Origin of the sequence: Rhizobacter sp. Root1238 (genome assembly GCF_001425825.1) — a bacterium.
Classification (GTDB): domain Bacteria; phylum Pseudomonadota; class Gammaproteobacteria; order Burkholderiales; family Burkholderiaceae_C; genus Rhizobacter.
In genome coordinates this window covers 282,132-306,464 of sequence record NZ_LMDM01000048.1, presented here as the reverse complement: position 1 = coordinate 306,464, position 24,333 = coordinate 282,132, and the positions used below count along the sequence as shown (strand labels likewise).

The following is a 24,333-nucleotide window of genomic DNA, read 5'->3' as shown; positions in this document are numbered from 1 at the left end:
CTAGGCGGCGCGGCGGCCGGCGGGCAGCCGGTGCACCGCCGGCACGCGCACCGGTTCCGCTCCGGCCTCGCGTGCCGCGAGTTCGGTGGACAGCAGCTGCAGCACCTTCGCCGCGCTGCGGTCCCACGAGGTCTGCGCGACGCGCTGGCGCATCGCGTCGATGCGGGCCGCGCGCTGCGCCGGCGTCTCGGCCAGCGCCGCTTCGCAGGCGGTCAGGAACTCGTCCGGCGTCGCGGCGATGCGCACCAGGTCGCCGTACAGCGCGACCACGTCGTGCACCGGCGTGCTGACCACCGGCTTTTCGCCGGCCATGTACTCGAGCGTCTTGGTCGGGCTGATGAAGCGCGTCGATTCGTTCATCGCGAACGGCATCAGGCAGACGTCCCAGCCGGCCATCAGCAGCGGCAGGCGTTCGTAGGGCTGCATCCCGAGCCACTGGATGTTGGCGGCGCGCGGCAGCGCGGCCGGGTCGATCTTGACGACCGGGCCGGCCATCACGAACTGCCAGTCGGGCCGCGCGTCGGCCAGCGCGGCCAGCATCGCGTGGTCGAAGCGCTCGTCGATCACGCCGAAGAAGCCGAGCCGCGGGCGTTGCGGGTCGGCTCGTTCCAGGCCGGCCGCTGCGCGAGGCAGGTGGCGCGGAGAAAAATGTGCGGCATCGACCGAGCTGGGCAGGCAGTGCACGTTCGGGTGCAATGCGCGCTTCGCGTCGTACAGCCGCGGCCCGCCGGTCAGCACCAGCCGGGCCTGCCGCAGCAGCGCGGTCTCGCGCTGGCGCAGCTGGCGCGGTGCGTCCTTGAAGGCGGTCAGCTCGTCCATGCAGTCGTACACGACGACGCGCGGCTTCAGGTCGCTGAGCAGCGGCAGCGCCATCGGCGTGTAGAACCAGACCACGTCCTCGGTGATGCGGTGACGGGCGAGGTGGTCCGCCAGCAGCGGCTTCAGCAGCGGCAGCTGGTCGTCGTGGAAGCCGGTCGCGTCGATCGGCGTGTGCGGCACCACCACGTCGATGTTCGGCCCGGCCTGGCGCACCGTCAGCCGCGGCGTGCCGGCTTCGTGCAGCGGCTCCTCGATGAAGACGACGTGGAACTGCTTCGCGAGCCGCGACAGCAGGTGCTGCGGCCGCTGGTGGACGAAGTTCCAGCGCAGGTGCGAGAAGACGATCAGGTGGTGCATGGGACGACTCCGTTGGCTCGGGATTCGGGGAGGGGTTCGGGAACGGGCGGCGCGATCGGCAGCGGCGGCGCCCCGGGCAGGCGCGCCTGCCACTGGGTCAGCACGGCCGCGTAGTCGGGCACCAGCCGGCGATGGCGCGGCAGCGGGGTGTCGTGGTCCACGTCCCACAGCCCGCTGTGGTGCCAGTGCGCGGGATCGCCCCAGTCGTGGCGGTCGACCAGCGGGTACAGGCACAGGCCTTCGACCGGGATGCCGGCGGCGCGTGCGTTCGCGACCTCGCTGGCGACCTCGTCGAGCCAGCGGGCGCGGCCGACGCCGATGTGGCTGGTCTCGGCGACGATCAGCGGACGGCGGTAGCGTTCCCACGCGGCCTGCAGCAGCGCGCCGAACGGGCGGCGGCGCGGGTCGCCTTCATGCCAGCGCAGCCGCCGCTCGGTGCCGGCTTCCCACTGGCCGCTGTGGTAGTGGTTGACGCCGACCAGGTCGAGCGCGCCAGTGTGGCCGCCGAGCTGCGGTTCGAGCCGGCCGGCGATCAGGTCCCAGACCTGCCACTGGTAGCCGGCGATGCGCTCGGCGAGGTCGGCCAGGTCGGGCCGCTCGTGCGGTGCGACCACGTGCACCAGCGGTTCGACATGCAGGAAGCGCGCACGCGGGTCAACGGCGCGCACGGCGTCCATGCCGGCCAGCACCGCGCGCACCAGGCGCCGCTTGACGTCGTAGCCGCTCGCCTCGGTGTGTTCGCCGAGGCCCTGCGGATCGCCGACGTACGGGTGGATCAGGTTGGTGTGCGACGCGGCCCAGGCCACGTAGCCGATCTCGTTGATCAGGTTGTAGACCGGGGGCTCGTCGTGCAGCGGCGCGAGCGCGCGGGCGGCGGCTGCGGCAAAAGATGCAAAACGCTCGACCAGGCCGTCGTCGAACAGGCTCACGTCGGGCGGCGTGCCGTAGTGCATGAAGGTCCACACCACCTGCAGGCCATGGCGCCGCGCGGCGGTGGCGACCTGCACCGCACGCGCGAGCTCGTGCCGGTGCGGTGCCGGTTCGGACAGGCGCCAGCCGATGCTTTCGCGCACCGTCAGCAGGCCGTGCTCGCGCGCCCGCAGGTAGTCGCCGTTGAGCAACTCGAGGTGGGCCGTCGCGGCCGCCATGTCGAGCGGCTCGCCGGCGCCGTTCACGTGGTCGGCGCCTTCGAAGCCGCCGATCCAGAACGAGCGCAGCACGGAAGCGGTCATCGTGGCTCCTTCAGGAGGTCTGCAGAAAAACGCCCCGGCGGGCGGGGCGTCTGCCTTGCGGCGAGGGGTGTCACTTGCTCTTGCTGCCGCTCAGGCTGCTGCCGCTGGTGCTGCTGCTCGACGGGCTGCTGTCGCTCGACGACGAGGTGCTGCCGCTGCCGCTGGTGCTGCTGCTGCCGGTGCCACCCGAGCTGCTGCTGCCGCTCGTTCCACTGCCGCCGCCGCTGCCGCCACTGCGGCTGCTGCGCCAGGTGTTGAACTCGTCCGAGAACTTCTTGAAGCGGTCCTGCCGCCAGCTGCGGTAGTCGTTGTCGAGGTTGCTCAGCTGCTCGGTGCGCCACTGGTGGTAGTCGGGATCGAACTGCTCATGCCCCGACGAACCTTGGCTGCCCTGGCTGCCGCCGTAGCCGCCATAGCCGCCCTGGCTGCCCTGGCCGAAACTGCTGCTCTGGTTGCCTTGGCCGCTGCCGAATTCGTTGCGGCCGTAGCTGCCCTGGCCCCCCTGGCCGCCGTAGCTGCCGTAGCCGCCCTGGCCCCCTTGGCTGCCATAGCTCCCTTGGCTGCCTTGGCTGCCGAAACTGCCTTGTCCACCGCCGAAGTTGCCTTGGCCACCGCCGTACCCGCCATAGCCGCCCTGGTTGCCGCCCTGGCTGCCGAAGCCGCCACGCTCGTAGCTGCTGCCTTGTTGGCCGCCGAAGCCGCCCTGGCTGCCTTCGTAGCCGCCCTGGCCGCCTTGCTGCCCGCCGCCGCCGAAGCTGCGCGCTTCCTGGTTGCGGCTGCCGCCGAAGTTGCCGCCGTAGCCGCCGGATTCACCGCCATAGCCGCCCGACTGCTGCCCGCCGCGGCCACCCGACTGCTCGTACTGGTTGTCGCGGTGGAAGTCGCCGTAGTTGCTGCCGGCCTCGCTGCGCTGGCCGCCCGAGGCACCGCGGTTGTCGTCTCCATACCCGTAGCCGCCGTCGCGACGGCCTTGCTGGTCACGCTGATTCATGTGGGTGTCCTTTCAAGAGCTCCATGAATGGTTCGGTCCGGCGTGTCCGGCCCGTACCGCTTCTTGGCAAGCGCCGTTCCGTCGGATGGCGTCGCGCTCTGCTTGAACCCGGTTGAAGTGCGCGGTGCCGGCGCGGGGCAGCGGAACACCGCTTGCTGAAGCCGCCACAACACCTCGGCCAACCGGAGTACGCCATGAACGATTCGATGCGCATCGCGCTGATCAGTGAACACGCCTCGCCGCTGGCCACGCTGGGAGGCGTGGATTCAGGCGGCCAGAACATCTACGTCAGCCACGTCGCGCAGTGCCTGGCGCGCGCCGGCCACCATGTCGACGTGCTGACGCGGCGCGACGACGCGGCGCTGCCGCGCGTCGTCGACCTGCGGCCCGGCGTGCGCGTGGTCCACATCGATGCCGGCCCGCCGAGCTTCGTGCCGAAGGAGCAGCTGCTGCGCCACATGCCCGACTTCGCGCGCGCCGCCGAGCAGCTGTTCCGGCACAGCGTGCCGTACGACGTGGTGCATGCCAATTTCTTCATGTCCGGCCTGGTCGCCCTGCGGCTGAAGGAGACGCTCGGCGTGCCGTTCGCGATGACCTTCCATGCACTCGGCCTGGTGCGGCGCGAGCATCAGAAGGAGGCCGATGCCTTCCCGCCGCAGCGCATCGAGATCGAATGCGAACTGGTGCGGCGCGCCGATGCGGTGATCGCCGAATGCCCGCAGGACCGCGCCGACCTGGCGCGGCTGTACGACGCCGACCCGCGCCGGCTGTCGATGGTGCCGTGCGGCTTCGACCCCGCGGAGTTCGCGCCGCAGGACCGTGCGCTGTCGCGCGCGCGCCTGGGCCTGCAGCCGGACGAGTTCATCGTGCTGCAGCTCGGCCGCATGGTGCCGCGCAAGGGTGTCGACAACGTGATCCGCGCGCTGGCGCAGCTGCCGGCGGGGATCCCGGCGCGGCTGCTGGTGGTGGGCGGCGAGTCGCGCGAGCCGGACGAGATGCGGACGCCGGAGATCGGCCGGCTGCGCCGGCTGGCGCGCGAGCTGGGCGTGCTGCAGCGCGTGAGCTTCCTCGGCCACCGCACGCGCGCCGAGCTGCGCGATTGCTACACCGCGGCCGACGTGTTCGTCAGCACGCCGTGGTACGAGCCGTTCGGCATCACGCCGCTGGAGGCGATGGCCTGCGGCACGCCGGTGGTCGGCAGCGCGGTCGGCGGCATCCGCTATTCGGTGCGCGACGGCGTGACCGGCTTCCTGGTGCCGCCGCACGACCCGCAGGCGCTCGCCGCGCGGCTCGCGCAGCTGCACGGCAACCCGGCGCTGGCGCGTGCGCTCGGCCGCGCCGGCATTCGCCGCACGCGCTCGATGTTCACCTGGGAACGCGTGACCGACCAGCTGCTCGAGGTGTACCGCGCGGTCCGCAGCGCGAACCTGCCGGCCGAAGCGGCCTGGCCCAGCCTGCACCTCGTGGGCGGCGCCGGCGGCCGTGCCGCGGTGGGCGGCGCGAGAGCAGCCTCGTGAACCGCGGCCCGCGTCTGCGCATCGCGGTGGTCGGTGCCGGCTACGTCGGCCTCGTCAGCGCGGCCTGCCTGGCCGAGCTCGGCCACGCGGTGACGACGGTGGACACCGATGCCGCGCGCATCGGCGCGCTGGCGGCCGGCGGCATGCCGTTCTTCGAGCCGGGCCTGCAAGGCCTGGTGGCGGCGCACCGGACGACCGGGCGGCTGCGCTTCACGCAGCGGCTGGACGATGCCGTGCGGCGCGCGGACCTGGTGTTCATCGCGGTCGGCACGCCGACCGGCAGCGACGGGGCGAGCGACCTGCGGGCGGTCGAGGCGGCGGTGTTCGCTGCCGCGGCCGCGGTGCAGGGGCCGGTCGCGATGGTGCTGAAGTCGACCGTGCCGGTCGGCACGCACGAGCGGCTGCGCCGCGCGCTGGCCGAGCGGTCACCGGCGCCCGTCGTGCTGCTCAACAACCCGGAGTTCCTGCGCGAGGGCACCGCGATCGGCGACTTCCTGCGGCCGGACCGCATCGTCGTTGGGGCCGACGACGAGCAGGACGCCGCGCTGCTGCTGAGCGTCTATGCGCCGCTGGTCGACGCCGGCGCGCAGCTGCTGTGCATGAGCCCGCGCAGCGCCGAACTGTGCAAGTACGCGGCCAACGGCATGCTGGCCGCGCGCATCAGCTTCATGAACGAGATGGCGCAGATCGCCGATGCGACCGGTGCCGACATCGACGAGGTGCGTGCCGGCGTCGGCAGCGACCGGCGCATCGGCGCCGACTTCCTGCGCGCCGGCATCGGCTACGGCGGCTCGTGTTTCCCGAAGGACGTGCGGGCGCTGTCGCACCTGGCGCGCCAGCACGGCCTGGAGGCCCGCATGCTCGATGCCGTGGCCGCCACCAACGAGCGCCACAAGCGGCTGCTGTTCGACAAGATGGCCCACCACTACCGCGGCGAGGCCGGCCTGCGCCGCAAGCGCATCGCGCTGTGGGGGCTGGCGTTCAAGCCCGGCACCGACGACCTGCGCGAGGCGCCGAGCCTGGCGCTGCTGCAGCAGCTCGAGGCGGCCGGGGCCGAGGTGGCGGCCTACGACCCGGTGGCGGTGCCGGTGGCGCGGCGCCTGCTCGGCGAGCGCCCGGGCCGGCGCTGGTGCCACAGTGCCACCGACGCGCTGCAGGGCGCCGATGCGCTGGCGGTGGCGACCGAGTGGCAGGAGTTCATCGGCAGCGACCCGGCCGCGGTGCGCGCCGCGCTGGCCGACGGCGTGGTGTTCGACGGGCGCAACTGCCTGCCGTGCGACGACTGGCGCGGGCGCGGCCTGCTGGTGATCCAGATCGGCCGGCCCGCGCGGAGCACTCAGGTCTTCCGGGCGCACTTGACGGCGAGCACGATGCCGTAGAGGGCGGCGAGGCCGACCAGCACGTAGACCGCCCGCGACAGCGTGCTCATCGGGCCGAACAAGGTGGCCACGAGGTCGACGCCGAACAGGCCGACGAGGCCCCAGTTGACGCCGCCGACGATCATCAGCACCAGCGCGACCCAGTCGAGTCCGTTCAGCGTGGTGCCGGTGCTGCGGTAGTCGGCGACGGGCGAGGCGGTGGTTTGGGACAAGGGCATGACGGTTCTCCTGTGAAGGTGAAGGGAAGGGCCTGCACCAGGAGCAGCCGGCATGCCGCACTTCTCCCGGCCGGTGCGCAACGCGGTCGCGATGCCGACCGCCGGTGAAACTTGCCGCAATCGACGCTGCCGGCCGGCCCGCCGTCGTTCGGTACGCCGCTTGCCGGGGAGGGGCACCACTTTCTCGATGGAGGCAGCCATGACCCACCTTTCCTTCCGCGGTCCCGTCCGCACCGCCGCCGCGCTGGCGTGCCTGGCCCTGGCGCTGGGCGCGCAGGCGCAGGGTTCGCGCAGCGGCGGTTCGATGATCCCGTACACCACCAGCAGCTACATCGGCCTGAACGTCGGCAGTTCGGACTACCACGCCGGCTGCGCGCCGGGGCTGAGCTGCGACGACACCGAGACCGCCGCGAAGATCTTCGTCGGCGGCATGTTCAACGACGTGGTCGGGCTGGAACTCGGCTACGTGCACCTCGGCGAGGTCGACCGCAACGGCGGCGTGGTGCGCGCGCACGGCGTCAACATCAGCCTGGTCGGCCAGCTGCCGATGAGCAGCCCGCTGCTGCTGACCGGCCGGGTCGGCACGATCTACGGCCGCACGAAGAACGAGTCGGTGAATCCGGCGTACGCCGGCACCGGCACCGCATGGAAGCCGGCCTGGGGCGTCGGCGTCGGCTACCGCTTCAACCCGCAGTGGGCGGTGGTGCTGGACTGGGACCAGTACCGCTTCGATTTCCCGACCGGCAGCGACCGCGTCGATTCGCTGACGCTGGGCGTGCGGGCGAGTTTCTGAGCCGCGCACCGGCCCCGCGAGGGGCCGGCGGCGTCAGCTGACGGACGGCCGCAGCACCACCTTGCGGCACTGCTCGCGCTTGGCCTCGAAGATCTCGTAGCCGCGCGCCGCGTCGTCGAGCGACAGGCGGTGCGAGATGATGACCGCCGGGTTCAGCTGGCCGTTCGAGATGCGGTCCAGCAGGTGCGGCATGAAATGCTGGGTGTGGGTCTGGCCGCTGGCGAAGTGCAGGCCCTTCTCGAACGCATCGCCGAACAGGAAGCCGTGGATGAAGCCGGCATAGACGCCGGGCACGCTGACGGTGCCGCCGCGCCGCGTCGCGGCGATCGCCTGGCGCAGCGCCGCGCCGCTCGAGCCTTCGAGCTTGACGGTGGTGAGCACCGTCTCCAGCGCGCTGCCCTTGGCTTCGAAGCCGACCGCGTCGATCGATGCATCGACGCCGCGGTTCGCGGTGCGCTCGACGATCAGCGCGGCCGGGTCTTCGACCTCGTCGAAGTTGATCGGCTCGACGCCATAGGTCTCGGCCGCGAAGGCGAGCCGGTAGGCATGGTGGTCGACCATGAAGATGCGCTCGGCGCCCAGCATGCGGGCCGATGCCGCCGCCATCAGACCGACCGGGCCGGCGCCGAAGATCGCGAGCGTCGAGCCGGGGCCGGTGCGCGCATTGACCACCGCCTGGAAACCGGTCGGCAGGATGTCGGACAGGAACAGCACCTGCTCGTCCGGCAGCGTCGAATCGGGGATCACGATCGGCCCGACGTTGGCCTTCGGCACCCGCACGAACTCCGCCTGTCCGCCGGCATAGCCGCCGTACAGGTGGCTGTAGCCGAACATGCCGGCGCCGGGCCGGGTGCTCTTCTTGTTGAGGATCGCACCGCGCCCGGGGTTGGTCGTCTCGCAGGCCGAGAACAGCGAGCGGCTGCAGAAGAAGCAGTCGCCGCACGAGATCGTGAACGGCACCACCACCCGGTCGCCGCGGCGCAGACGCGTGACGGCCGGCCCGACATCCTCGACGATGCCCATGAACTCGTGGCCGAGGATGTCGCCGTCCTCCATGCCGGGGATCTTGCCGCGGTAGATGTGCAGGTCCGAGCCGCAGATCGCGGTCGCGGTGACGCGCAGCAGGATGTCGTCCGGGTCGACGATCGCCGGATCCGGGACGTTCTCGACGCGCACGTTCCTCGCGCCTTGGTAGGTGAGAGCTTTCATGGGGTCTCCGTCGGGCACCGATGGGCGCCGTTGCGCGGCTCACGCGGCAATCGGCATTCCGCGCCTTCGACCGCGCGTGCGGCGGCGGCACACCGCTTGCCGTGAAGCGGACATCGCCAACGCTTCCGGAAAGCCGTCCATGCCGCCTGTCGCCAGCCCGTCCCTTGCCGCTCCCGTGGTCGGCAGCCATTTCGCGAACGCCGCCGCCGCCTGCCTCGCGATCGAGCAGGCGCTGCCGGCGATCGTGCAGGCGATGCGCAACCCGCAGGTGTGCGGCAGCGGCTTCCTCTACGTGGTGGTGATGGACCCCGGCATCCTGCCCGGCGAGTGCCGCTTCGACGACGCGATCCTGGTCGAACACGCGATCGGCGATCGCACGCAGTGGGATGCCGATTACGCCGCGTTCGCCCGCGCGAAGGCGGCCTTGTGCTGGCGCCACGGGCAGGACGGCCAGCGACTGCAGTACGGCATGGCGCACCGGCTGCGCGAAGGCGACAGCCTGCTGAGCGGCGCGGTGTGCCTGGACGGCATCACGGTGGGCGTCAGCGGCGCCGAGGCCTGGTGGGACGAGGCCTTCGCGACCACCATCGCGGCCAACCTGCGGGCGATCTCGCGCGGCGCGCATGCGCAGGCGCTGAAGGACCGCCGCCTGGTGGCCGGCGCCCCGACGGGCGCGCACTGATGGCCGCCGTGCACGCGCCGCTGCGGCCGCGGCTGTCGGTCGTGATCCCGACCTACCGGCGCGTGCCGCTGCTGACGCGCTGCCTGCGGGCGGTGCTCGACCAGGACATCGACGACGGCAGCTTCGAGGTGATCGTGGTCGACGACGGCCACGACGACGCGACGCGCGCGTGTGTCGCCGCGCTGGCAGGGCAGGCGCCGCGCCGGGTGCCGGTGCACTACATCCGGCCGCCGCACGGCCGCGGCCCGGCGGTGGCACGCAACGCCGGCTGGCAGGCTGCGCGCGGCGAGATCGTCGCGTTCACCGACGACGACACCGTGCCCGAGCGCGACTGGCTGTCGCACGGCGAGCGGGCGATGCGCGGCCGGCCGGCGCCCGCCGCCGTCGCCGGCGCGGTGCGCGTGCCGATGCCGCTGCGCGTGACCGATCACGCCCGCATGACCGAGGGCCTGGCGCGGGCCGAGTTCGTCACCGCGAACGCGTTCGTGCGGCGCTCGGCGTTGCAGAAAGTAGGGGGCTTCGACGAGCGCTTCGCGCGTGCGTGGCGCGAGGATTCGGACCTGCAGTTCCGGCTGATGGACGAGGCCGGCCCGGTGCTGCGCTGCCCGCAGGCGGTGGTCACGCACCCGGTGCGCGAGGTCGGCTGGGGCGTCAGCCTCGGCCAGCAGCGCAACACCTTCTTCGACGCCTTGCTCTACAAGAAGCACCCGCTGCGCTACCGCGAACGCATCCGGCGCGTGCCGCCGTGGCACTACTACCTGATCGTGCTGGCGGCGCTGGCGGCGCCGCTGCTGGCCTGGCGCGAACAGCGCACGCTCGCCGCGGTGGCCGGCGCGCTCGCGCTGCTGGGGGTGCTGTGGGTGGCCGCGCGGCGGCTGGCCGGCACCAGCCGCGCGCCGGCGCACGTGCTGGAGATGCTGGCGACCTCGGCGCTGATCCCGTTCCTGTCGGTGTACTGGCGGCTGCGCGGTGCGCTGCATTTCCGCACTTTTTTCCTGTGAGGCACCGATGACAGCGCCCACCGTCCGCACCGACCGACCGCTGCGCATCCTGACCTGGCATGTGCACGGCAACTACCTGTATTACCTGACGCAGGTGCCGCACGACTTCTACCTCGTCACCGACGCGGCCCGTTCGACGCACCGCAGCGGCCGCAGCGGCACGCTGCCGTGGGGCGCGAACGTGCACGAGGCGCCGGTCGAGCAGGTCCGCGACATGCCCTTCGACGCGATCCTGTTCCAGTCGCGCCGTGCGTGGGACGAGGAGCAGCACGAGCTGCTCAGCCCGGCGCAGCGCCGGCTGCCACGCCTCTACCTGGAGCACGACCCGCCGCAGCAGCACCCGACCGACACGCGGCACTGGGTCGCCGACCCGAACGTGATGCTGGTGCATGTGACGCCGTTCAACGCGCTGATGTGGGACAACGGCAGCACGCCGCACCGCGTGATCGAGCACGGCGTGCTGCCGCTGCGCGAGGTGCCGTACACCGGCGGGCTGGCGCGCGGCATCGTGGTCGTCAACGACATCGACCGGCGCGGCCGGCGGCTCGGCCACGACGTGTACCGGCAGGTGGCGCAGCACGTGCCGCTGTCGCTGGTCGGCATGGGCTCGCAGCGCTGCGGCGGGCTCGGCGAGGTGGCCAACAGTGCGCTGCCGGCGACGATGGCGGCGCACCGCTTCTTCTTCAACCCGATCCGCTACACCAGCCTGGGGCTCGCGGTGATCGAGGCGATGATGATCGGCGTGCCGGTGGTCGCGCTGGCCACCACCGAGCTGGTGAGCGTGCTGCGCGATGGCGAGAACGGCGTGATCGACACCCGCATCGACCGGCTGATCTTCCGGATGCACGAACTGCTGGCCGACCCGGGCGAAGCGCGGCGGCTCGGCGCGGCCGGGCGCGAGACCGCACGGCAGCGCTTCGGCATCGAGCGCTTCGTCGCCGATTGGGTGGATGCGCTGCGCTGCGTGACGTCATGACAGGAGTTCGCCATGGCTGATGCGCAACGCGCGGTGTTCATCGACAAGGACGGCACGCTGGTCGAGGACGTGCCGTGGAACGTCGACCCGGCGCTGCTGCGCTTCACGCCGAATGCGATCGACGGGCTGCGGCTGCTGGCCGCGCACGGCTGGCGGCTGATCGTCGTGACGAACCAGCCGGGCATCGCGCTCGGGCGCTTCGACGCGGCGGCGCTCGAACGGCTGGAGCAGGCGCTGTGCGCACGCCTGGCGGAGCACGGCGTCGTGCTCGACGGCTTCTTCGCCTGCCCGCATGCGCCGGCGACGTCCGCGGACGCACCGGGCTGCGACTGCCGCAAGCCGCAGCCGGGCTTGCTGCGGCAGGCGCAGCGCCGGCACGGCATCCACCTGTCCGCCTCGTGGATGGTCGGGGACATCCTCGACGACGTCGAGGCCGGCGCCCGCGCCGGTTGCCGCACGGTGCTGCTGGACGTCGGCAACGAGACGGTGTGGCGGGCGTCGCCGTGGCGCGAGCCGACCTGCGTCGCCGCCGACCTGCTGGACGCGGCGCGGCAGATCGTCGCGCTGTCGCCGGCCTGCCGTGCCGCGGCGCCGGCCACCGTGGCGGGCGCGTTGTGACGGCCCCGGGCTGGCGCGACGCGCGCAAGGTGCTCGCGGTGCGCCTGGACAACCTCGGCGACGTGCTGATGACCACGCCGGCGCTGACCGCCATCCGCCGGTCGGCGCCCGGCATGCACCTGACGCTGCTCGGCTCGCGCGCCGGCGCGGCGCTGCGGCCCTACGTGCCGGCGATCGACGAGGTCATCGTCTACGACGCGCCGTGGATGAAAGGCGGAGCGCCGGCAGCGGGCGCGCTGTCGGACCGCCGGCTGCTCGCGACGCTGGCGCGCGGCGGCTTCGACGCCGCGGTGATCTTCACGGTGTGCACGCAGAGTGCGCTGCCGGCAGCGCTGATGTGCCGGCTCGCCGGCATCCCGCTGCGGCTGGCGCATTGCCGCGAGAACCCGTACGAGCTGCTGAGCGACTGGGTGCCCGACACCGAGGTCTGCCGCACCGGCATGCGCCACGAAGTGCAGCGCCAGCTCGACCTGGTGCACAGCGTCGGCTTCCACGAGCGGGAGCGCGAACGGGGGCTGGTGTTCCACGAGCGGCCGGGCGATGCGCAGGCCATGCGACGCAAGCTGCTGCAGGCCGGCGGCGACCCGGACCGGCCCTACCTCGTGGTGCATCCCGGTGCCAGTGCGCCGTCGCGCCGCTACCCGGCCGAGCGCTTCGGGCAGGCGGTGACGGCGATCGTCGCGCAGACCGGCTGCCAGGTGGTGCTGACCGGCTCGGCCGACGAGCGGCCGCTGCTGGCGCTGGTCGAGAGCGGGCTCGCTGCGCCGCTGCGCGCATCGGCGGTGTCGCTGGCCGGTGCGCTGAACCTCGGCGAGCTGTCGGCGCTGATCGCGCAGTCGCAGGTGCTGCTGTGCAACAACAGCGGGCCGGCCCATCTGGCGGCGGCGGTCGGTGCGCCGGTGGTGGTGCTGTACGCGCTGACGAATCCGCAGCACACGCCGTGGCAGGCGCAGTCGCGCGTGCTGAACCACGAGGTGCCGTGCCGCGACTGCCTGAAGAGCAGCTGCCCGCAGCTGCACCACGACTGCCTGCGCAAGGTGCCACCCGAGCGCGTGGCCGAGGCCGCCTGCGAGCTGATGCGCGACGGCCGGCCGCTGCCGCGCGCGGCAGCGGCTGCGGCACAGGCGCCGTGGACGGTCGTGCAGTGAGCGCGGCGATGCGGCTGAACCTGCACGCCATCGCGCCGCGGCGCATCGGCGTGTTCAGGGCCCTGGTGCTCGGCGACCTGATGTGCGCGGTGCCGGCGTGGCGCGCGCTGAAGACGGCCTGCCCCGACAGCGAACTGACCTTGATCGGGCTGCCGTGGGCGCGCGAGTTCGCGCAGCGTTGCCGCTGGATCGACGACTTCATCGAGTTCCCGGGCTACCCGGGCCTGCCGGAGCGAACCCCCGACCTGTCGGCGCTGCCGGGCTTTCTGCAAACCATGCAGCAACGCCGCTTCGACCTGCTGCTGCAGATGCACGGCAGCGGACGCATCGTGAACCCGCTGCTGGCGGCCTGTGGCGCGCAGCACCTGGCGGGCTTCGTCGAACGGGGCGCCTACTGCGCCGAGCCGTTGCTGCACGCGGCGTGGCCGACCGCCGGCCACGAGATCGAGCGCCTGCTGAGCCTGGTCGACCACCTGGACGTGGCGCGTTGCGGCAGCGCGCTGGAGTTCCCGTTGTGCGACGGCGACCGCCAGGCCTTGCGCGAGGCCTGGCCCGGTGTCGACGACGCGGGCTCGTTCGTCTGCGTGCATGCGGGGGCGCAGCTGCCGTCTCGGCGCTGGATGCCGGAACGTTTCGCGCTGGTCGCCGACGGCCTGGCGCGCCAGGGGCACCGGATCGTGCTGACCGGCACCGCCGGCGAGGCGTCGCTGGTCGACGACGTCGCGGCCGCGATGACGCGGCCGGCGATCAACCTGGTCGGCCGGACCACGCTGTGGACGCTGGGCGCGCTGCTGGAGCGGGCGCACCTTCTGGTGTGCAACGACACCGGCGTGTCGCACTTGGCGGCCGCGTTGGGCGTGCGCAGCATCGTCGTCAGCGCGGGTGCCGACGTGGCGCGCTGGGCGCCGCAGGATGCGAGCCGGCACCAGGTGCACTGGGCCGACGCGCCGTGCCGGCCCTGCGACCATGCGACGTGCCCGGTCGGCCACCCGTGCGCGCGGGCCGTGACGGCGCAGCAGGTGCTGCAGTCGGCGTTGACGGCAGTGACGGACGCCGCGGGTGGGAGCTTGACCGCCTGAGCATCGAAAGTGGCACTAAAGTAGTTTATTGTATAAAAATGGCAATTGATTGCCATTTTCCTTGACACCAGAATGGCATCAAAGTACCTTCAAAGGGTATTGAACTACTTTGATGCCATGAAATCCACCGATGAAGTCGCTGCCGTTCTTCGCCAGGCGCTGGCCGCTTCGCCGTGGACGCAGGCCGCGTTGCGCACCCAGGCGGGGCTGTCGCAGCGCACGCTGACCAACGTGCTCGGCGGCCGGCAGGATTTCAAGCTCAGCACCTTGCTGGCGCTGGCCGACCGGCTCGGGCTGGAGCTGCTGCTGGTGCCGAAGGGCGCCGCCGCCGCGGTCGATGCCGGGCAGACCGATGCGCCGCAGGTCAGGTCGCGGGTCGCCGCGGCGCTGCAGGCGGTGCAGGCACCGGCGCGCGAATGAACGTCAAGGCGCTGGGCATCCACTGCGGCGAAGGGCTGCGCATCGGCGTGCTGTTCCGCTACGAACTGGCGGCCGACGCGGTCGTCACGCGCTTCGTCGCCGACGAAGGCTTCATCCAGTCGGCGCCGCAGCCCACCGTGTCGGCGGCGTGGTGGGCCGATTCGCCGGTGCAGCAGCAGGCCTTGTGGCGCGACGTGCGCTCGGTCGACTTCAACGGCCGGCACTCCAGCCGCAACGGCTGGCTGCTGCCGGCGTTCTTCCAGAACCTGCTGCCCGAGGGCGTGTTCCGCGACCGCGTGGCCGAGCTGCGCGGCTGCGACCCGCGCGACCATTTCGAGATGCTCGCCGCCTGCGGTCGCGACCTGCCGGGGGCTCTGTACGCGCTGCCGGTGGCGCTGTCGCGCGACGAGCTGGCGCGCTACGTCACGCAGCAGCACGACGCACTGGAGATGTCGGTGACGGCCGATCCGCTGGACGACGGCGTGTCGCTGTCGGGCGTGCAGCCGAAGGTCGGCGCGATGCGCGACGGCGACCGCTATGTCGCCCGCACCAAGGACCACGACACCCACATCATCGCGAAGCTGCCGGTGGTGGCGCAGCCGCTGCTGCCGGAGGTGGAGCACCTGTCGCTGCGGCTGGCCGCGGCGGCCGGCGTCGAGGTCTGCGAGGCGTGGCTGGAGCCGCTGGAGAAGCTGGCGATGCGGCACGGCTACGACCTGGGCGATGCCGATGCGCGCACGCAGTTCCTCGCGGTGCGCCGCTACGACCGCAGCGACACCGGCCGCGTGCATTGCGAGGATTTCGCGCAGGTGCTGGGCGTGATGCCGGAGGACAAGTACGGCACCGGCGGCGAGGCCGGCCCGCGCACCGGCCTCGACGTGGCCGCGGTGCTGATGGGCTTCGACAGCCTGGGCGAGCCGGCGGTGCACGAGCTGCTGCGGCGGCTGGTCGTCAACGAGATGCTCGGCAACCCGGACATGCACCTGAAGAACATCGGGCTGGTCTACCCGGATGGCGTGCACCCGCGGCTGGGCCCCGCCTACGACATCGTCGCGTACGCGGCCTACAGCGGCCACCAGGGCCATGCGCTGGCGCTGCTGCCGGCGGCGCTGGCCCCGCCCGCCGGCAAGGCCCGGCCGCGGCCGCGCCAGCAGTTGTCGCCGGCGCTGGTGCGGGCCTTCTGCGCGGCGCTGCGCATCCCGGAGAAGCCGGCCGCGACGGCCATCCGCCTCGCGGTGCGGGCGGCCTGCACGCAGTGGCCGGCGATGATCGCGGCGTCGTCGCTGACGGCGATGCAGAAGTCGCGGCTGCTGGCGCATTTCCATGCGCATCCGCTGGTGGCCTCGGTCGCGAAGCGCCTGCCCGCGACCCCCTGACCGGGGCTACACCAGCCGCTGGATCTTCGCGTGGCGCCACACCAGCCGGTAGAACGCCGACTGCAGCACCAGCATCGAGACGAACGTGATCGGGTACGACCACCAGACGCCTTCGAGGCCGATGTGCCGTGACAGCCCGTAGGCGGCCGGCACCTCGATCGCGACGATGCAGAAGATCGAGATCGACATCGGCACCAGCACGGTGCCCGACGCGCGCATCACGCCGCTGACGACCGACGCGCAGCCGAACACGACGCTGCTCCACAGCATGATGTGCAGCAGGCTCTGCGCGAGCTCGATGACCGGCTGGCTGGTGATGAACAGCGCCATCAGGTGGCGCGAGAACAGGTAGCCGATGACGACCAGCGTGCCGGTGATCGCGAGGTTGAGGATGACGCCGGTGCGGGTGATCGCCCCGAGCTTGTCGGTGCGGCCGGCGCCGATGGCCTGGGCGCCGAGGATCGACGCGGTGATCGCGATCGACAGCGCCGGGAACTGCACGTAGTTGACGACCTGGTTGACGGCGCCGTAGGCCGCGGTGGCGTCCGAGCCGAAGCCGTTGACGAGCGCGAGCAGCGCGATCTCGGCCAGCGAAATGACGACCATCTGGATGCCGGTGGGCATGCCGATCTTCAGCACCAGCTTCAGCAGCTGCGGCTGGATGCGCAGCGCGCGCAGCAGCTCCAGGTCAGGCGACAGCGGGTGCTTGGCGCGGCGCAGGTGCACGCCGAGGTAGAGCAGGGCGGCGATGAACGACACGATGGACGCGGCGGCAGCACTGGTGACGCCGAGCTGCGGCAGGCCGCCCCAGCCGCGGATGAAGGCGGGCGTCATCACGCACGAGACGATGGTCGACAGCAGCAAGGCGTAGAGCGGCGTGACGGTATCGCCGACGCCGCGCAGCAGCTGCGTGATCAGGATGAACACCATCAGCCCGGGCATCGCGAGCATCATCAGCCGGGCGTAGCCGATGGCATCGTCGACCACGTCGGCGGGCGTGCCGAGGGCATGCAGCAGGTGCTCGGTGAACACGCCGCCGAACACCGCGATCACGAGGCCGACACCGAAGCCGAGCGTGATGGCCGTGCCGGCGATGGCCTTGACCTTGTGCGTCTCCTTCGCGCCCCAGGCCTGGCCGATCAGCACCGAACCGCCGGCGCCGATGCCGATCACCAGCGTGATGAAGAAGAACACGATCGGGAAGACGGCGGCGGTGGCGGCGAGGGCTCTTGTTCCGAGCATCTGGCCGACGAAGACGGCGTTGAAGGTGCCCGACAGGCCCTGCAGCACGTTGCCGACGATCATCGGGCCGAGGAAGGCGAGGAAGATGCGCCAGAGGGGACGCGTGTCGGTGGCGATCGATGGACGGGTCATGGGGTCGGGATGATGCCAGTGTTTGTGCTGGTCGCGTGCGTGGGACGGCAGGGGGACTCCGGCTGGGGCTCATGCCGGGGCGGTCGGCGCGGGGCGCCGACTCCACGAGAAGCGCAGTGCCCGAGGGCGCATCGCCAAACTCCCGCCGCTCACTTCGTTCGCTGTGGTCAAACAGTGGCGATGAGTCAGTCCACGAAGCGCGCTGGCGCGCGCCGCCCTCGGTCACCGCACTTCTCGTCGCCCCGGAAATCGCCCCAGCCGGAGTCCCCCTGCCGCCCCACGCACGAACCGAGTGTGTTCGTCGGTCGGCTGAACCCACCGTCCGTTCGGGCTGAGCTTGTCGAAGCCGGCTTCCAACGCGCGCATCAAAAGAACGAAGCGCAAGAAAACAGGCTCAAGCCGGCAAGCTCAACGCCGCCACCAGCCCGCCATCCGGATGATTGCGCAGCCGCACATCTCCGCCGTGCTCGCGCGCAATGCGACGCGCGATCGACAAGCCCAGCCCCGATCCGTCGGCATGCATCTGGCGCCCGTGCTCCAGCCGCACATACGGCTCGAAGATCTCCTCCAGCGAATCCTCCGGCAACCCCGGCCCATGGTCGCGGACCAGCACCGAGCACTTGCCGTCCCCCAGCTCGGCACCGACCTCGAGCTCGCGCCCGTAGCGCAGCCCGTTGTCGATCAGGTTGCCCAACGCACGCTTCAGCGCCAGCGGCCGCCCGGTCACCGCGATCGGCGGCAGCGACACCGTGATCTTCGCGCCCGACGCGAGCGCCGCCGAGGTCAGCCGCTCGACCAGCCGGTCCAGCCGCACCTCGGCCAGGTTCTCGTGCACGTCGCTGTCCTTCACGCTCTGCAACGCGCCCTTGACCATCATGTCCAGCTCGTCCAGGTCTTCATGGAAATCGGCCCGCACCGCATCGTCGTCCAGCAGCTCGGTGCGCAGCTTCAATCGCATGATCGGCGTCTTCAGGTCGTGCGAGATGCTGCCGAACAGCCGCTCGCGGTCCTCGACGAAACGCTGGATGCGCGCCTGCATCTCGTTGAAGGCCCTCGCGGTGCGCTGCAGCTCCACCGTGCCGGTCTCGGGCACGGGGTTCGGGTGCATCGCGTTGCCGAACTCGCTCGCCGCCTGCGCCAGCCGCGACAACGGCCGCGTCAGGCTGCGTGCCACCAGCAGCACCAGCAGCAGCACCGTCACCAGCGTCGCGCCCTGCAGCAGCAGCCGGTCGCTGCTCAACGGGTTCGCGTTGTCGAGGAAATACGGGTCCGGCAAGGTCGTCGCGAGCAACAGCCAGCCGCCCGCCTCGATCTCGGCCTGGATCACCAGCAGCGGCGCCGGCCGCGGCCGCAGCAGCAGCGAGGCCTCGACCCAGCTCTCGGGCAGCTCGCGCAAGGTGCGGCCGTCGTCGGCCACCACCAGCGTGTCCGGCCACGCGAACGCGGCCTCGAACGACGTGGTGTCGCCCACCTGCGCCAGCAGCCGCTCGCGCACGCCGCGCACCACCGTCTCCGACAGCCTCGACGGCGCGAACGCACCGGTCGGCACGCGCGCATGGTTCACGTTGACGAAGAAGCGCGTGCCGCCCATCGTGCGCAGCTGCTCGATCAGCAGCGGCCGGTACTGCGGCGGCAGGTCGCGGAAGAAGCGGATCGCGCCGGCCGCGCTCTGCGCCGTCTGCTGCGCGGCATCGCGCGCGTCGCGCAGCGCATTCGCGCGCAGCTGCCAGGCCCAGATCGCGGTGCCCAGCAGCTGGCTCAGCAGCACGCCGGCCACCATCACCAGCATGATCCGGCCGCGCAGCGTGCGCGGCAGCAGCCGCTGCAGCGAGACCCTAGTCATGCGACGCCAGCACCTCGACCGAGAACACGTAGCCGCTGCTGCGCACCGTCTTGATCAGCGCCGGCTGCTTGCCGTCGTCGCCCAGCCGCTGGCGCAGCCGGCTCACCTGCACGTCGAGCGAGCGGTCGGCCGGGCCGAGGTCGCGGCCGCGCGTCTGCTCCATCAGCCGCGCCCGCTCCATCACCTCGCCGGCATGCTCGGCCAGCAGCCGCAGCAGGTCGAAGTCCATCGCGGTCAACGCCAGCGCCTGGCCGTCCGGCCCGGTCACGGTGCGCTCCAGCCGGTCGAGCCGGAAGCCGGCGAAGCGCAGGTAGCGGGCCGCCGCTCCGCCTTCGGCCTGGCCGGCGCGGCGGTGGATGGCCTTGATGCGCGCCAGCAGCTCGCGCGGGTTGTAGGGCTTGCCGATGTAGTCGTCGGCCCCGAGCTCCAGCCCGACGATGCGCTCGGTGTCGTCGGCGCTCGCGGTCAGCATGATGATCGGCAGCGTCGGCGCCCGCTGCCGCACCATCTGGCACAGCGCGAAGCCGTCGGTGTCGGGCAGCATCACGTCGAGGATCACCAGGCTCAACTCGTCGCGGTAGCGCTCGAAGCCGCTGCGGAAACTGGCCCCGTCGGCCGCGAGCTGCACCACGTACTGGTGCTTCTCCAGGTACAGCTTCAGCAGTTGCCGGGTCTTCTGGTCGTCGTCGACGGCGAGGATGGTGCGCTTGCGGGCGAGGTTCATGGCACTCGATTCACTGGGAAGGTGTCGCCCGCGCCGCGCTGCGGATCAGCGCCGCCAGGCGCTCCTGCGCCCGCGCGGGCGTGACGGCCGGGTCCTTGACGAAGCGGTGCAGCGCATCGGCCAGCGCGTCCTTGGTGGCCTCGTCGGCCGCCATGCGGTGCGCGATGCTCGGCAGCAGCGGACTGTCGGCGCGCTTCAGCGTCTGCCACGAGTCGCGCGCGCACTCGTCCAGCTGCGTGGGGTCGATGTCGTCGCGCACCGGCACCGAGCCCTTGGCCTGGTTGTAGGCGAGCTGCGCCGCCGGCGACACCACGACCTCGGCCATGCGTTCCTGCTCGGCCTCGCGCTTCTTCGTGCCGACCAGCATCGCCAGCGTGTCGATGCTGTACAGGTGCATGCCGGCGGTGCCGGGCACCGGCGCGCAGCCGTAGTCGCGGCCGGGCTGCGCGCCCCAGGCCGTCAGCTCGCCGCCGGTCCAGTCGCCCATGATCAACATGCCGGCGTCGCCGGTGAACAGCTGGCGCGCCGACGCGGTCCAGCGCTGCTCGATCACCGTTTCGCCGTTCAATCGCCGCAGCCAGCGCAGCCGCTCGAGGGCCTTCGCGACACGCGGGTCCTGCCAGGCCTGCCAGCGCTGCGTGGCAGCGAGCTCCGCGTACAGCACCGGCCCGCCTTCGGACAGCAGCAGCGTCTCGAACACGGTGGCGATCTGCCACGGCTCGTCGCTCCATGCGAACGGCGCGATGCCGGCGCGGCGCAGCGCCGCCGCCGCCTGCTCGACATCGCCCCAGGTCTTCGGCGCGCCGAGCTTCAGCTGCGCCCACACCCGCTGGTTGAAGAACAGCGTGTTGATGCGGTGCACGCCGAGCGGCGCCGCGACGATGCGACCGCGGTGCGTGATCACGCGCTGCACCAGGGGGAACAGCGACTGGCTCCAGCGGTTGCGCTGCGCCACCTCGTCGAGCGGCAGCACCAGCCCGAGGTCGGACCAGTCGGCCAGCGTGCGGCCGATCACCTGCGCGGCGTCCGGCGGGTCGCGCGCCAGCACGCGGCTGTTCAGCACCTTCATCGCGCCGCCGCCGCCGCCGCCGGGGATCGCGGCGTCGCGCCAGGCGATGCCGCGCCTGTCGAGCTGCAGCACCAGCTGGTCGACTGCGCGGCGCTCGCCGGCTGAGGTCCACCAGTGCAGCACGTCGAGCGTCTGCGCCTGCGCGCCGAGCGCGGTGCAGCCCAGCAGCAAGCTCAGGGCAAACCCGCGCAGCGCGCCTGTCGAATGCCGACGAATTGCAATGTTGTGTAAGGCGAGGGTCGCGGCACGGTCCTTCGCGGCCCCTGCGCAGGCGCGCAGGGCAGCGTAAGGAACAGTGAGCGCGCGATGTCGCCTCATGGTGGGAAATCCCTGCAATGACAAGCACTTGGCCGCGTGCGGCGGGGCCGGGCGCGGACCCTCGGGCAGGCCTCGTGTCACACGGCGGCCGATGGTACCTTGCGCCCCGCTTGACCTTTCGACCTGCACGACACGCTCATCCACCGAAGGAGACCGCTCATGAAACGCACTGCCCGAACTGCATTCGCCTGCACGGCACTGGCCCTGGCCGCGAGCGCCCAGGCCGGCTCGCTCGTCATCGAAAGCTGGCGCACCGACGACAAGGCGCTGTGGGACGAGGTGCTGCTGCCGGCCTTCATGAAATCGCACCCCGGCATCACGGTGAAGTACTCGCCGACCGCGCCGCCGGAATACAACTCGGTGCTGAGCGCGCGGCTGTCGGCCGGCAGCGCCGGCGACCTGATCACCTGCCGCCCGTTCGACGTCGCGCTCGACCTGTACAAGAAGGGCCGCCTCGCGAAGCTCGACGGCGAACCGGGCCTTGCGAACTTCCCCGATTCGGCCAAGGTCGCGTGGCAGACCGACGACGGCAAGGACACCTACTGCATGCCGATGGCGTCGGTGATCCACGGCTTCTTCTACAACAAGAAGATCTTCGCGGATGCCGGCGTCACGCCGCCTGCCACCGAGGCGGAGTTCTTCGCGGTGCTCGACAAGATCAAGGGCCAGGGCAAGGTCGCGCCGATCGCGCTCGGCACCGCCGACCAGTGGGAGACCAGCCAGATCGTCTTCACCGGGATCGGCCCGAACTACTGGAAGGGCGAAGAAGGCCGCCGCGCACTGATCGCCGGCAAGAAGAAGTTCACCGACCCGGAGTTCGTCGACGTGTGGGCGACGATGGCCAGGTGGGCCGCCTACCTGCCCAAGGGCTACCAGGCCGAGACCTATGGCGATTCGCAGAACCTGTTCGCTTCGGGCAAGGCCGCGATCTACCCGACCGGCTCGTGGGACATCGCGTACTTCGAGAAGGAGCCCGGCTTCGAGTTCGGCGCCTTCCCGCCGCCGGTGCGCAAGGCCGGCGACGCCTGCTACATCTCGGACCACACCGACATCGGCATGGGCATCAACAAGGCCGGCAAGAACCAGGCCGACGCGAAGGTGTTCCTGACCTGGCTGGCGTCGAAGGAGTTCGCCGAGCTGTACACCAACAAGGCGACCGGCTTCTTCTCGCTGGCGAAGCACAGCGTCGACGTGAAGGACCCGGTGGCGCGGCAGATGATCGGCTGGCGCGCGCAGTGCAAGTCGACCATCCGGTTGAACGCGCAGGTGATGAGTCGCGGCGAGCCGAGCATGGAGAACGAGCTGTGGACGGTGAACTCGCAGGTCATCAACGGCAAGCTCGCGCCGAAGGATGCGGCGCAGCGCATCCAGAGCGGCTTCGCCAAGTGGTACGCCCCGCAGAAGTGATCTGATGAGACGTCGCTTCCCCTGGCACGTGCTGGTGTTCCTCGCACCGGCCGTGCTGGTCTACACCGCGTTCAGCGCCTGGCCGCTGGTCGACACGCTGCGGCTCAGCGCGTACGGCACCGGGCCCGACGGCGCGGTGTCGTTCGTCGGGCTGCAGAACTTCCGCACGCTGCTGCTCGATCCGCAGTGGTTCGAGAGTTTCCGCAACGCGATGGTGAACAACGTCGAGTTCTTCGTCATCCACTCGCTGGTGCAGAACCCGGTGGCGCTGGTGCTGGCGGCGCTGCTGTCGCTGCGCGGCGTGCGCGGCGCGGCGGCCTACCGCACGGTGCTGTTCCTGCCGACGCTGCTGTCGGTGGTGATCATCGGCTTCAGCTGGCAGCTGATCCTGTCGCCGCTGTGGGGCGTCAGCGAGAAGCTGCTCGGCTTCGTCGGCCTGCAGCACTGGTTCGAGCCCTGGCTCGGCATGGAAGAAAGTGCGCTGCCGACGCTGACGCTGATGTCGGTGTGGCAGTTCGTCGGCATCCCGATGATGCTGATCTACGCGGCGCTGATCGCGATTCCCGACGACATCGTCGAGGCGGCCACCGTCGAGGGCGCGGGGCCGTGGCGCATCTTCTGGGCGATCCGGCTGCCGCTGATCCTGCCGACGCTCGGGCTGGTCAACATCCTGACCTTCGTCGGCAACTTCAATGCCTTCGACCTGATCTACGCGGTGAAGGGCGCGTCGGCCGGCCCCAACTTCTCGACCGACCTGCTCGGCACCTTGTTCTACCGCACCTTCTTCGGCTACCAGTCGCAGCCGGGCAGCGCGACGATGGGCGCGGCGCTGGCCACCTTGATGTTCCTGGTGATCCTGGCCGGCGTGTCGGTGTACCTGTTCTTCGTGCAGCGGCGACTGCGGAGGTATGCGCTGTGACGGCCGTGCCGACGCCCGCCCGCCGGGTCGAGCCGTCGCGCCTCGCGCGCTCGGTGTTCGTGCACCTGACGCTGGCCGGCTACTCGCTGCTGGTGCTGTTCCCGATCGTGATCGTGCTGATCAACTCGTTCAAGACGCGGCGCGCGATCTTCGACGACCCGCTCGGGCTGCCGACCGCCGCGACGCTGAGCGTCGTCGGCTACGGCAAGGTGCTGGGCAATGCGGCCATCGGCAGCATGTTCGCCAACAGCGTGATCGTCACCGGCTGCTCGCTGCTGCTGATCCTGCTGTTCGGCGCCATGGCCGCGTGGGCGCTGACGGAATACAAGTTCCCCGGCAACCGGCTGCTCGCGCTGTTCCTCGCGTTCGGGATCATGGTGCCGATCCGGCTCGGCTCGGTCTCGATCCTGCAGACCATGGTCGCGCTGGACCTCGTCAACACGCTGACCGCGCTGGTGCTGGTGTACGTCGCGCAGGGGCTGCCGCTGGCGATCCTGATCCTGTCGGAGTTCATCCGCCAGGTGCCGGGCGAGCTGAAGGATGCGGCACGCTGCGACGGCGTCAGCGAGTACGTGATCTTCCTGCGCGTCGTGCTGCCGCTGGTGCGGCCGGCGGTCGCGACGGTGGGCGTGTTCACGATGGTGCCGATCTGGAACGACCTGTGGTTCCCGCTGATCCTCGCGCCGTCGGAAGGCACGCAGACGCTGACGCTCGGCGTGCAGCAGTTCATCGGGCAGTTCGCGACCGACTGGAACGCGGTGCTGGCGGCCTTGTCGCTCGCGGTGCTGCCGGTGCTCGTCGTCTACGCGCTGCTCTCCCGGCAGCTGATCCGCGGCATCACCGCGGGCGCAGTGAAATGAATCC

23 protein-coding genes are annotated in these 24,333 nt (G+C 71.3%); 14 read left to right on the top strand and 9 right to left on the bottom strand.

Annotation, left to right across the window (positions count from 1 at the left end; translation table 11 throughout):
• The 3 genes from ASC98_RS26825 to ASC98_RS32200 all read right to left on the bottom strand — a co-directional run bounded on the left by ASC98_RS26825 (position 1) and on the right by ASC98_RS32200 (position 3,399).
• Positions 1–1,176 carry a glycosyltransferase gene (locus ASC98_RS26825; protein WP_056808687.1) on the bottom strand — a complete coding sequence of 392 codons (1,176 nt, stop codon included), beginning with the start codon at positions 1,174–1,176 and terminating at the stop codon, positions 1–3.
• Positions 1,164–2,408: a hypothetical protein gene (locus ASC98_RS26820; RefSeq protein WP_056808688.1), complete on the bottom strand. Its 1,245-nt coding sequence runs from the start codon at positions 2,406–2,408 to the stop codon at positions 1,164–1,166. Before ASC98_RS26820 ends, ASC98_RS26825 begins: the two co-directional genes overlap by 13 nt.
• A 70-nt stretch (positions 2,409–2,478) precedes the next feature.
• Positions 2,479–3,399 carry a hypothetical protein gene (locus tag ASC98_RS32200; RefSeq protein ID WP_056808689.1) on the bottom strand — a complete coding sequence of 307 codons (921 nt, stop codon included), beginning with the start codon at positions 3,397–3,399 and terminating at the stop codon, positions 2,479–2,481.
• Between the two features lie 206 nt (positions 3,400–3,605).
• Between ASC98_RS32200 and ASC98_RS26810 the strand changes: the two genes are divergently transcribed.
• Both ASC98_RS26810 and ASC98_RS26805 read left to right on the top strand, forming a co-directional pair.
• Positions 3,606–4,916 (top strand): glycosyltransferase family 1 protein, encoded by a 1,311-nt coding sequence (locus tag ASC98_RS26810; RefSeq protein ID WP_082542311.1) that lies wholly within the window; start codon positions 3,606–3,608, stop codon positions 4,914–4,916.
• Positions 4,913–6,295, top strand: coding sequence for a UDP-glucose/GDP-mannose dehydrogenase family protein (locus tag ASC98_RS26805; RefSeq protein WP_162249352.1), 1,383 nt, complete (start codon positions 4,913–4,915; stop codon positions 6,293–6,295). The genes ASC98_RS26810 and ASC98_RS26805 overlap by 4 nt, the downstream gene beginning before the upstream one ends.
• Here ASC98_RS26805 and ASC98_RS26800 read toward each other — a convergent pair.
• Positions 6,253–6,513: a DUF378 domain-containing protein gene (locus tag ASC98_RS26800; protein ID WP_056808690.1), complete on the bottom strand. Its 261-nt coding sequence runs from the start codon at positions 6,511–6,513 to the stop codon at positions 6,253–6,255. The two genes, ASC98_RS26805 and ASC98_RS26800, sit on opposite strands and share 43 nt — an antisense overlap.
• Before the next feature lie 199 nt (positions 6,514–6,712).
• On the opposite strand from ASC98_RS26800, the gene ASC98_RS26795 reads away from it, so the two are divergent.
• The gene (locus tag ASC98_RS26795; protein WP_056808691.1) at positions 6,713–7,306 is read left to right on the top strand and encodes an outer membrane beta-barrel protein; all 594 of its coding nucleotides are present in this window, start codon (positions 6,713–6,715) and stop codon (positions 7,304–7,306) included.
• A 33-nt stretch (positions 7,307–7,339) separates the two neighbouring features.
• Here ASC98_RS26795 and ASC98_RS26790 read toward each other — a convergent pair whose 3' ends face one another.
• The gene (locus ASC98_RS26790; protein ID WP_056808692.1) at positions 7,340–8,515 is read right to left on the bottom strand and encodes a zinc-dependent alcohol dehydrogenase; all 1,176 of its coding nucleotides are present in this window, start codon (positions 8,513–8,515) and stop codon (positions 7,340–7,342) included.
• 139 nt (positions 8,516–8,654) lie between these two features.
• On the opposite strand from ASC98_RS26790, the gene ASC98_RS26785 reads away from it, so the two are divergent.
• The 8 genes from ASC98_RS26785 (at position 8,655) to ASC98_RS26750 (ending at position 15,815) form a co-directional block, all read left to right on the top strand.
• Entirely contained in the window at positions 8,655–9,197 is a 543-nt protein-coding gene (locus tag ASC98_RS26785) for a hypothetical protein (RefSeq protein ID WP_056808693.1), read from the top strand.
• Positions 9,197–10,198, top strand: a complete 1,002-nt coding sequence (locus ASC98_RS26780; RefSeq protein ID WP_056808694.1) for a glycosyltransferase family 2 protein — start codon at positions 9,197–9,199, stop codon at positions 10,196–10,198. Before ASC98_RS26785 ends, ASC98_RS26780 begins: the two co-directional genes overlap by 1 nt.
• A 7-nt stretch (positions 10,199–10,205) precedes the next feature.
• Complete coding sequence (locus ASC98_RS26775; protein ID WP_056808695.1) at positions 10,206–11,174, top strand: glycosyltransferase; 969 nt, start codon at positions 10,206–10,208, stop codon at positions 11,172–11,174.
• A gap of 12 nt (positions 11,175–11,186) precedes the next feature.
• Positions 11,187–11,792 carry an HAD-IIIA family hydrolase gene (locus ASC98_RS26770; protein ID WP_056808696.1) on the top strand — a complete coding sequence of 202 codons (606 nt, stop codon included), beginning with the start codon at positions 11,187–11,189 and terminating at the stop codon, positions 11,790–11,792.
• Complete coding sequence (locus tag ASC98_RS26765; protein ID WP_235581405.1) at positions 11,789–12,940, top strand: glycosyltransferase family 9 protein; 1,152 nt, start codon at positions 11,789–11,791, stop codon at positions 12,938–12,940. Before ASC98_RS26770 ends, ASC98_RS26765 begins: the two co-directional genes overlap by 4 nt.
• Positions 12,922–14,019 (top strand): glycosyltransferase family 9 protein, encoded by a 1,098-nt coding sequence (locus ASC98_RS26760; protein WP_235581404.1) that lies wholly within the window; start codon positions 12,922–12,924, stop codon positions 14,017–14,019. Before ASC98_RS26765 ends, ASC98_RS26760 begins: the two co-directional genes overlap by 19 nt.
• A gap of 117 nt (positions 14,020–14,136) precedes the next feature.
• Complete coding sequence (locus ASC98_RS26755) at positions 14,137–14,439, top strand: helix-turn-helix domain-containing protein (protein WP_056808697.1); 303 nt, start codon at positions 14,137–14,139, stop codon at positions 14,437–14,439.
• Entirely contained in the window at positions 14,436–15,815 is a 1,380-nt protein-coding gene (locus ASC98_RS26750; protein WP_056808698.1) for a type II toxin-antitoxin system HipA family toxin, read from the top strand. The genes ASC98_RS26755 and ASC98_RS26750 overlap by 4 nt, the downstream gene beginning before the upstream one ends.
• A gap of 6 nt (positions 15,816–15,821) precedes the next feature.
• On the opposite strand, the gene ASC98_RS26745 is transcribed toward ASC98_RS26750, so the two are convergent.
• From ASC98_RS26745 to ASC98_RS26730, 4 genes are all read right to left on the bottom strand, one after another.
• Positions 15,822–17,189, bottom strand: coding sequence for an MATE family efflux transporter (locus ASC98_RS26745; RefSeq protein WP_056808699.1), 1,368 nt, complete (start codon positions 17,187–17,189; stop codon positions 15,822–15,824).
• Positions 17,190–17,583: 394 nt separating this feature from the next.
• A complete protein-coding gene (locus ASC98_RS26740) occupies positions 17,584–19,032 on the bottom strand; it encodes an ATP-binding protein (RefSeq protein ID WP_056808700.1) in 1,449 nt (482 codons plus the stop codon).
• Positions 19,025–19,756 (bottom strand): response regulator, encoded by a 732-nt coding sequence (locus tag ASC98_RS26735; RefSeq protein ID WP_056820578.1) that lies wholly within the window; start codon positions 19,754–19,756, stop codon positions 19,025–19,027. Before ASC98_RS26735 ends, ASC98_RS26740 begins: the two co-directional genes overlap by 8 nt.
• Before the next feature lie 10 nt (positions 19,757–19,766).
• The gene (locus tag ASC98_RS26730) at positions 19,767–20,996 is read right to left on the bottom strand and encodes an ABC transporter substrate-binding protein (RefSeq protein ID WP_162249353.1); all 1,230 of its coding nucleotides are present in this window, start codon (positions 20,994–20,996) and stop codon (positions 19,767–19,769) included.
• 306 nt (positions 20,997–21,302) lie between these two features.
• Here ASC98_RS26730 and ASC98_RS26725 point away from each other — a divergent pair, with 306 nt between their 5' ends.
• Genes ASC98_RS26725 through ASC98_RS26715 form a run of 3 tightly spaced genes read left to right on the top strand, consistent with a single transcriptional unit; the run spans position 21,303 to position 24,329 of the window.
• A complete protein-coding gene (locus tag ASC98_RS26725; RefSeq protein WP_056808702.1) occupies positions 21,303–22,550 on the top strand; it encodes an ABC transporter substrate-binding protein in 1,248 nt (415 codons plus the stop codon).
• A 4-nt stretch (positions 22,551–22,554) separates the two neighbouring features.
• Positions 22,555–23,469 carry a carbohydrate ABC transporter permease gene (locus ASC98_RS26720; protein WP_056808703.1) on the top strand — a complete coding sequence of 305 codons (915 nt, stop codon included), beginning with the start codon at positions 22,555–22,557 and terminating at the stop codon, positions 23,467–23,469.
• Positions 23,466–24,329: a carbohydrate ABC transporter permease gene (locus ASC98_RS26715; RefSeq protein WP_056808704.1), complete on the top strand. Its 864-nt coding sequence runs from the start codon at positions 23,466–23,468 to the stop codon at positions 24,327–24,329. The genes ASC98_RS26720 and ASC98_RS26715 overlap by 4 nt, the downstream gene beginning before the upstream one ends.
• Positions 24,330–24,333 lie beyond the last annotated feature (4 nt).

Coding starts and splice junctions, on each gene's coding strand:
- ASC98_RS26800 (WP_056808690.1), bottom strand. CDS start 6,513: ATGCCCTTGTCCCAAACCACCGCCTCGCCCGTCGCCGACTACCGCAGC.
- ASC98_RS26735 (WP_056820578.1), bottom strand. CDS start 19,756: ATGAACCTCGCCCGCAAGCGCACCATCCTCGCCGTCGACGACGACCAG.
- ASC98_RS26720 (WP_056808703.1), top strand. CDS start 22,555: ATGAGACGTCGCTTCCCCTGGCACGTGCTGGTGTTCCTCGCACCGGCC.
- ASC98_RS26785 (WP_056808693.1), top strand. CDS start 8,655: ATGCCGCCTGTCGCCAGCCCGTCCCTTGCCGCTCCCGTGGTCGGCAGC.
- ASC98_RS26825 (WP_056808687.1), bottom strand. CDS start 1,176: ATGCACCACCTGATCGTCTTCTCGCACCTGCGCTGGAACTTCGTCCAC.
- ASC98_RS32200 (WP_056808689.1), bottom strand. CDS start 3,399: ATGAATCAGCGTGACCAGCAAGGCCGTCGCGACGGCGGCTACGGGTAT.
- ASC98_RS26790 (WP_056808692.1), bottom strand. CDS start 8,515: ATGAAAGCTCTCACCTACCAAGGCGCGAGGAACGTGCGCGTCGAGAAC.
- ASC98_RS26755 (WP_056808697.1), top strand. CDS start 14,137: ATGAAATCCACCGATGAAGTCGCTGCCGTTCTTCGCCAGGCGCTGGCC.
- ASC98_RS26725 (WP_056808702.1), top strand. CDS start 21,303: ATGAAACGCACTGCCCGAACTGCATTCGCCTGCACGGCACTGGCCCTG.
- ASC98_RS26795 (WP_056808691.1), top strand. CDS start 6,713: ATGACCCACCTTTCCTTCCGCGGTCCCGTCCGCACCGCCGCCGCGCTG.
- ASC98_RS26740 (WP_056808700.1), bottom strand. CDS start 19,032: ATGACTAGGGTCTCGCTGCAGCGGCTGCTGCCGCGCACGCTGCGCGGC.
- ASC98_RS26820 (WP_056808688.1), bottom strand. CDS start 2,408: ATGACCGCTTCCGTGCTGCGCTCGTTCTGGATCGGCGGCTTCGAAGGC.
- ASC98_RS26810 (WP_082542311.1), top strand. CDS start 3,606: ATGCGCATCGCGCTGATCAGTGAACACGCCTCGCCGCTGGCCACGCTG.
- ASC98_RS26750 (WP_056808698.1), top strand. CDS start 14,436: ATGAACGTCAAGGCGCTGGGCATCCACTGCGGCGAAGGGCTGCGCATC.
- ASC98_RS26780 (WP_056808694.1), top strand. CDS start 9,197: ATGGCCGCCGTGCACGCGCCGCTGCGGCCGCGGCTGTCGGTCGTGATC.
- ASC98_RS26775 (WP_056808695.1), top strand. CDS start 10,206: ATGACAGCGCCCACCGTCCGCACCGACCGACCGCTGCGCATCCTGACC.
- ASC98_RS26745 (WP_056808699.1), bottom strand. CDS start 17,189: ATGACCCGTCCATCGATCGCCACCGACACGCGTCCCCTCTGGCGCATC.
- ASC98_RS26770 (WP_056808696.1), top strand. CDS start 11,187: ATGGCTGATGCGCAACGCGCGGTGTTCATCGACAAGGACGGCACGCTG.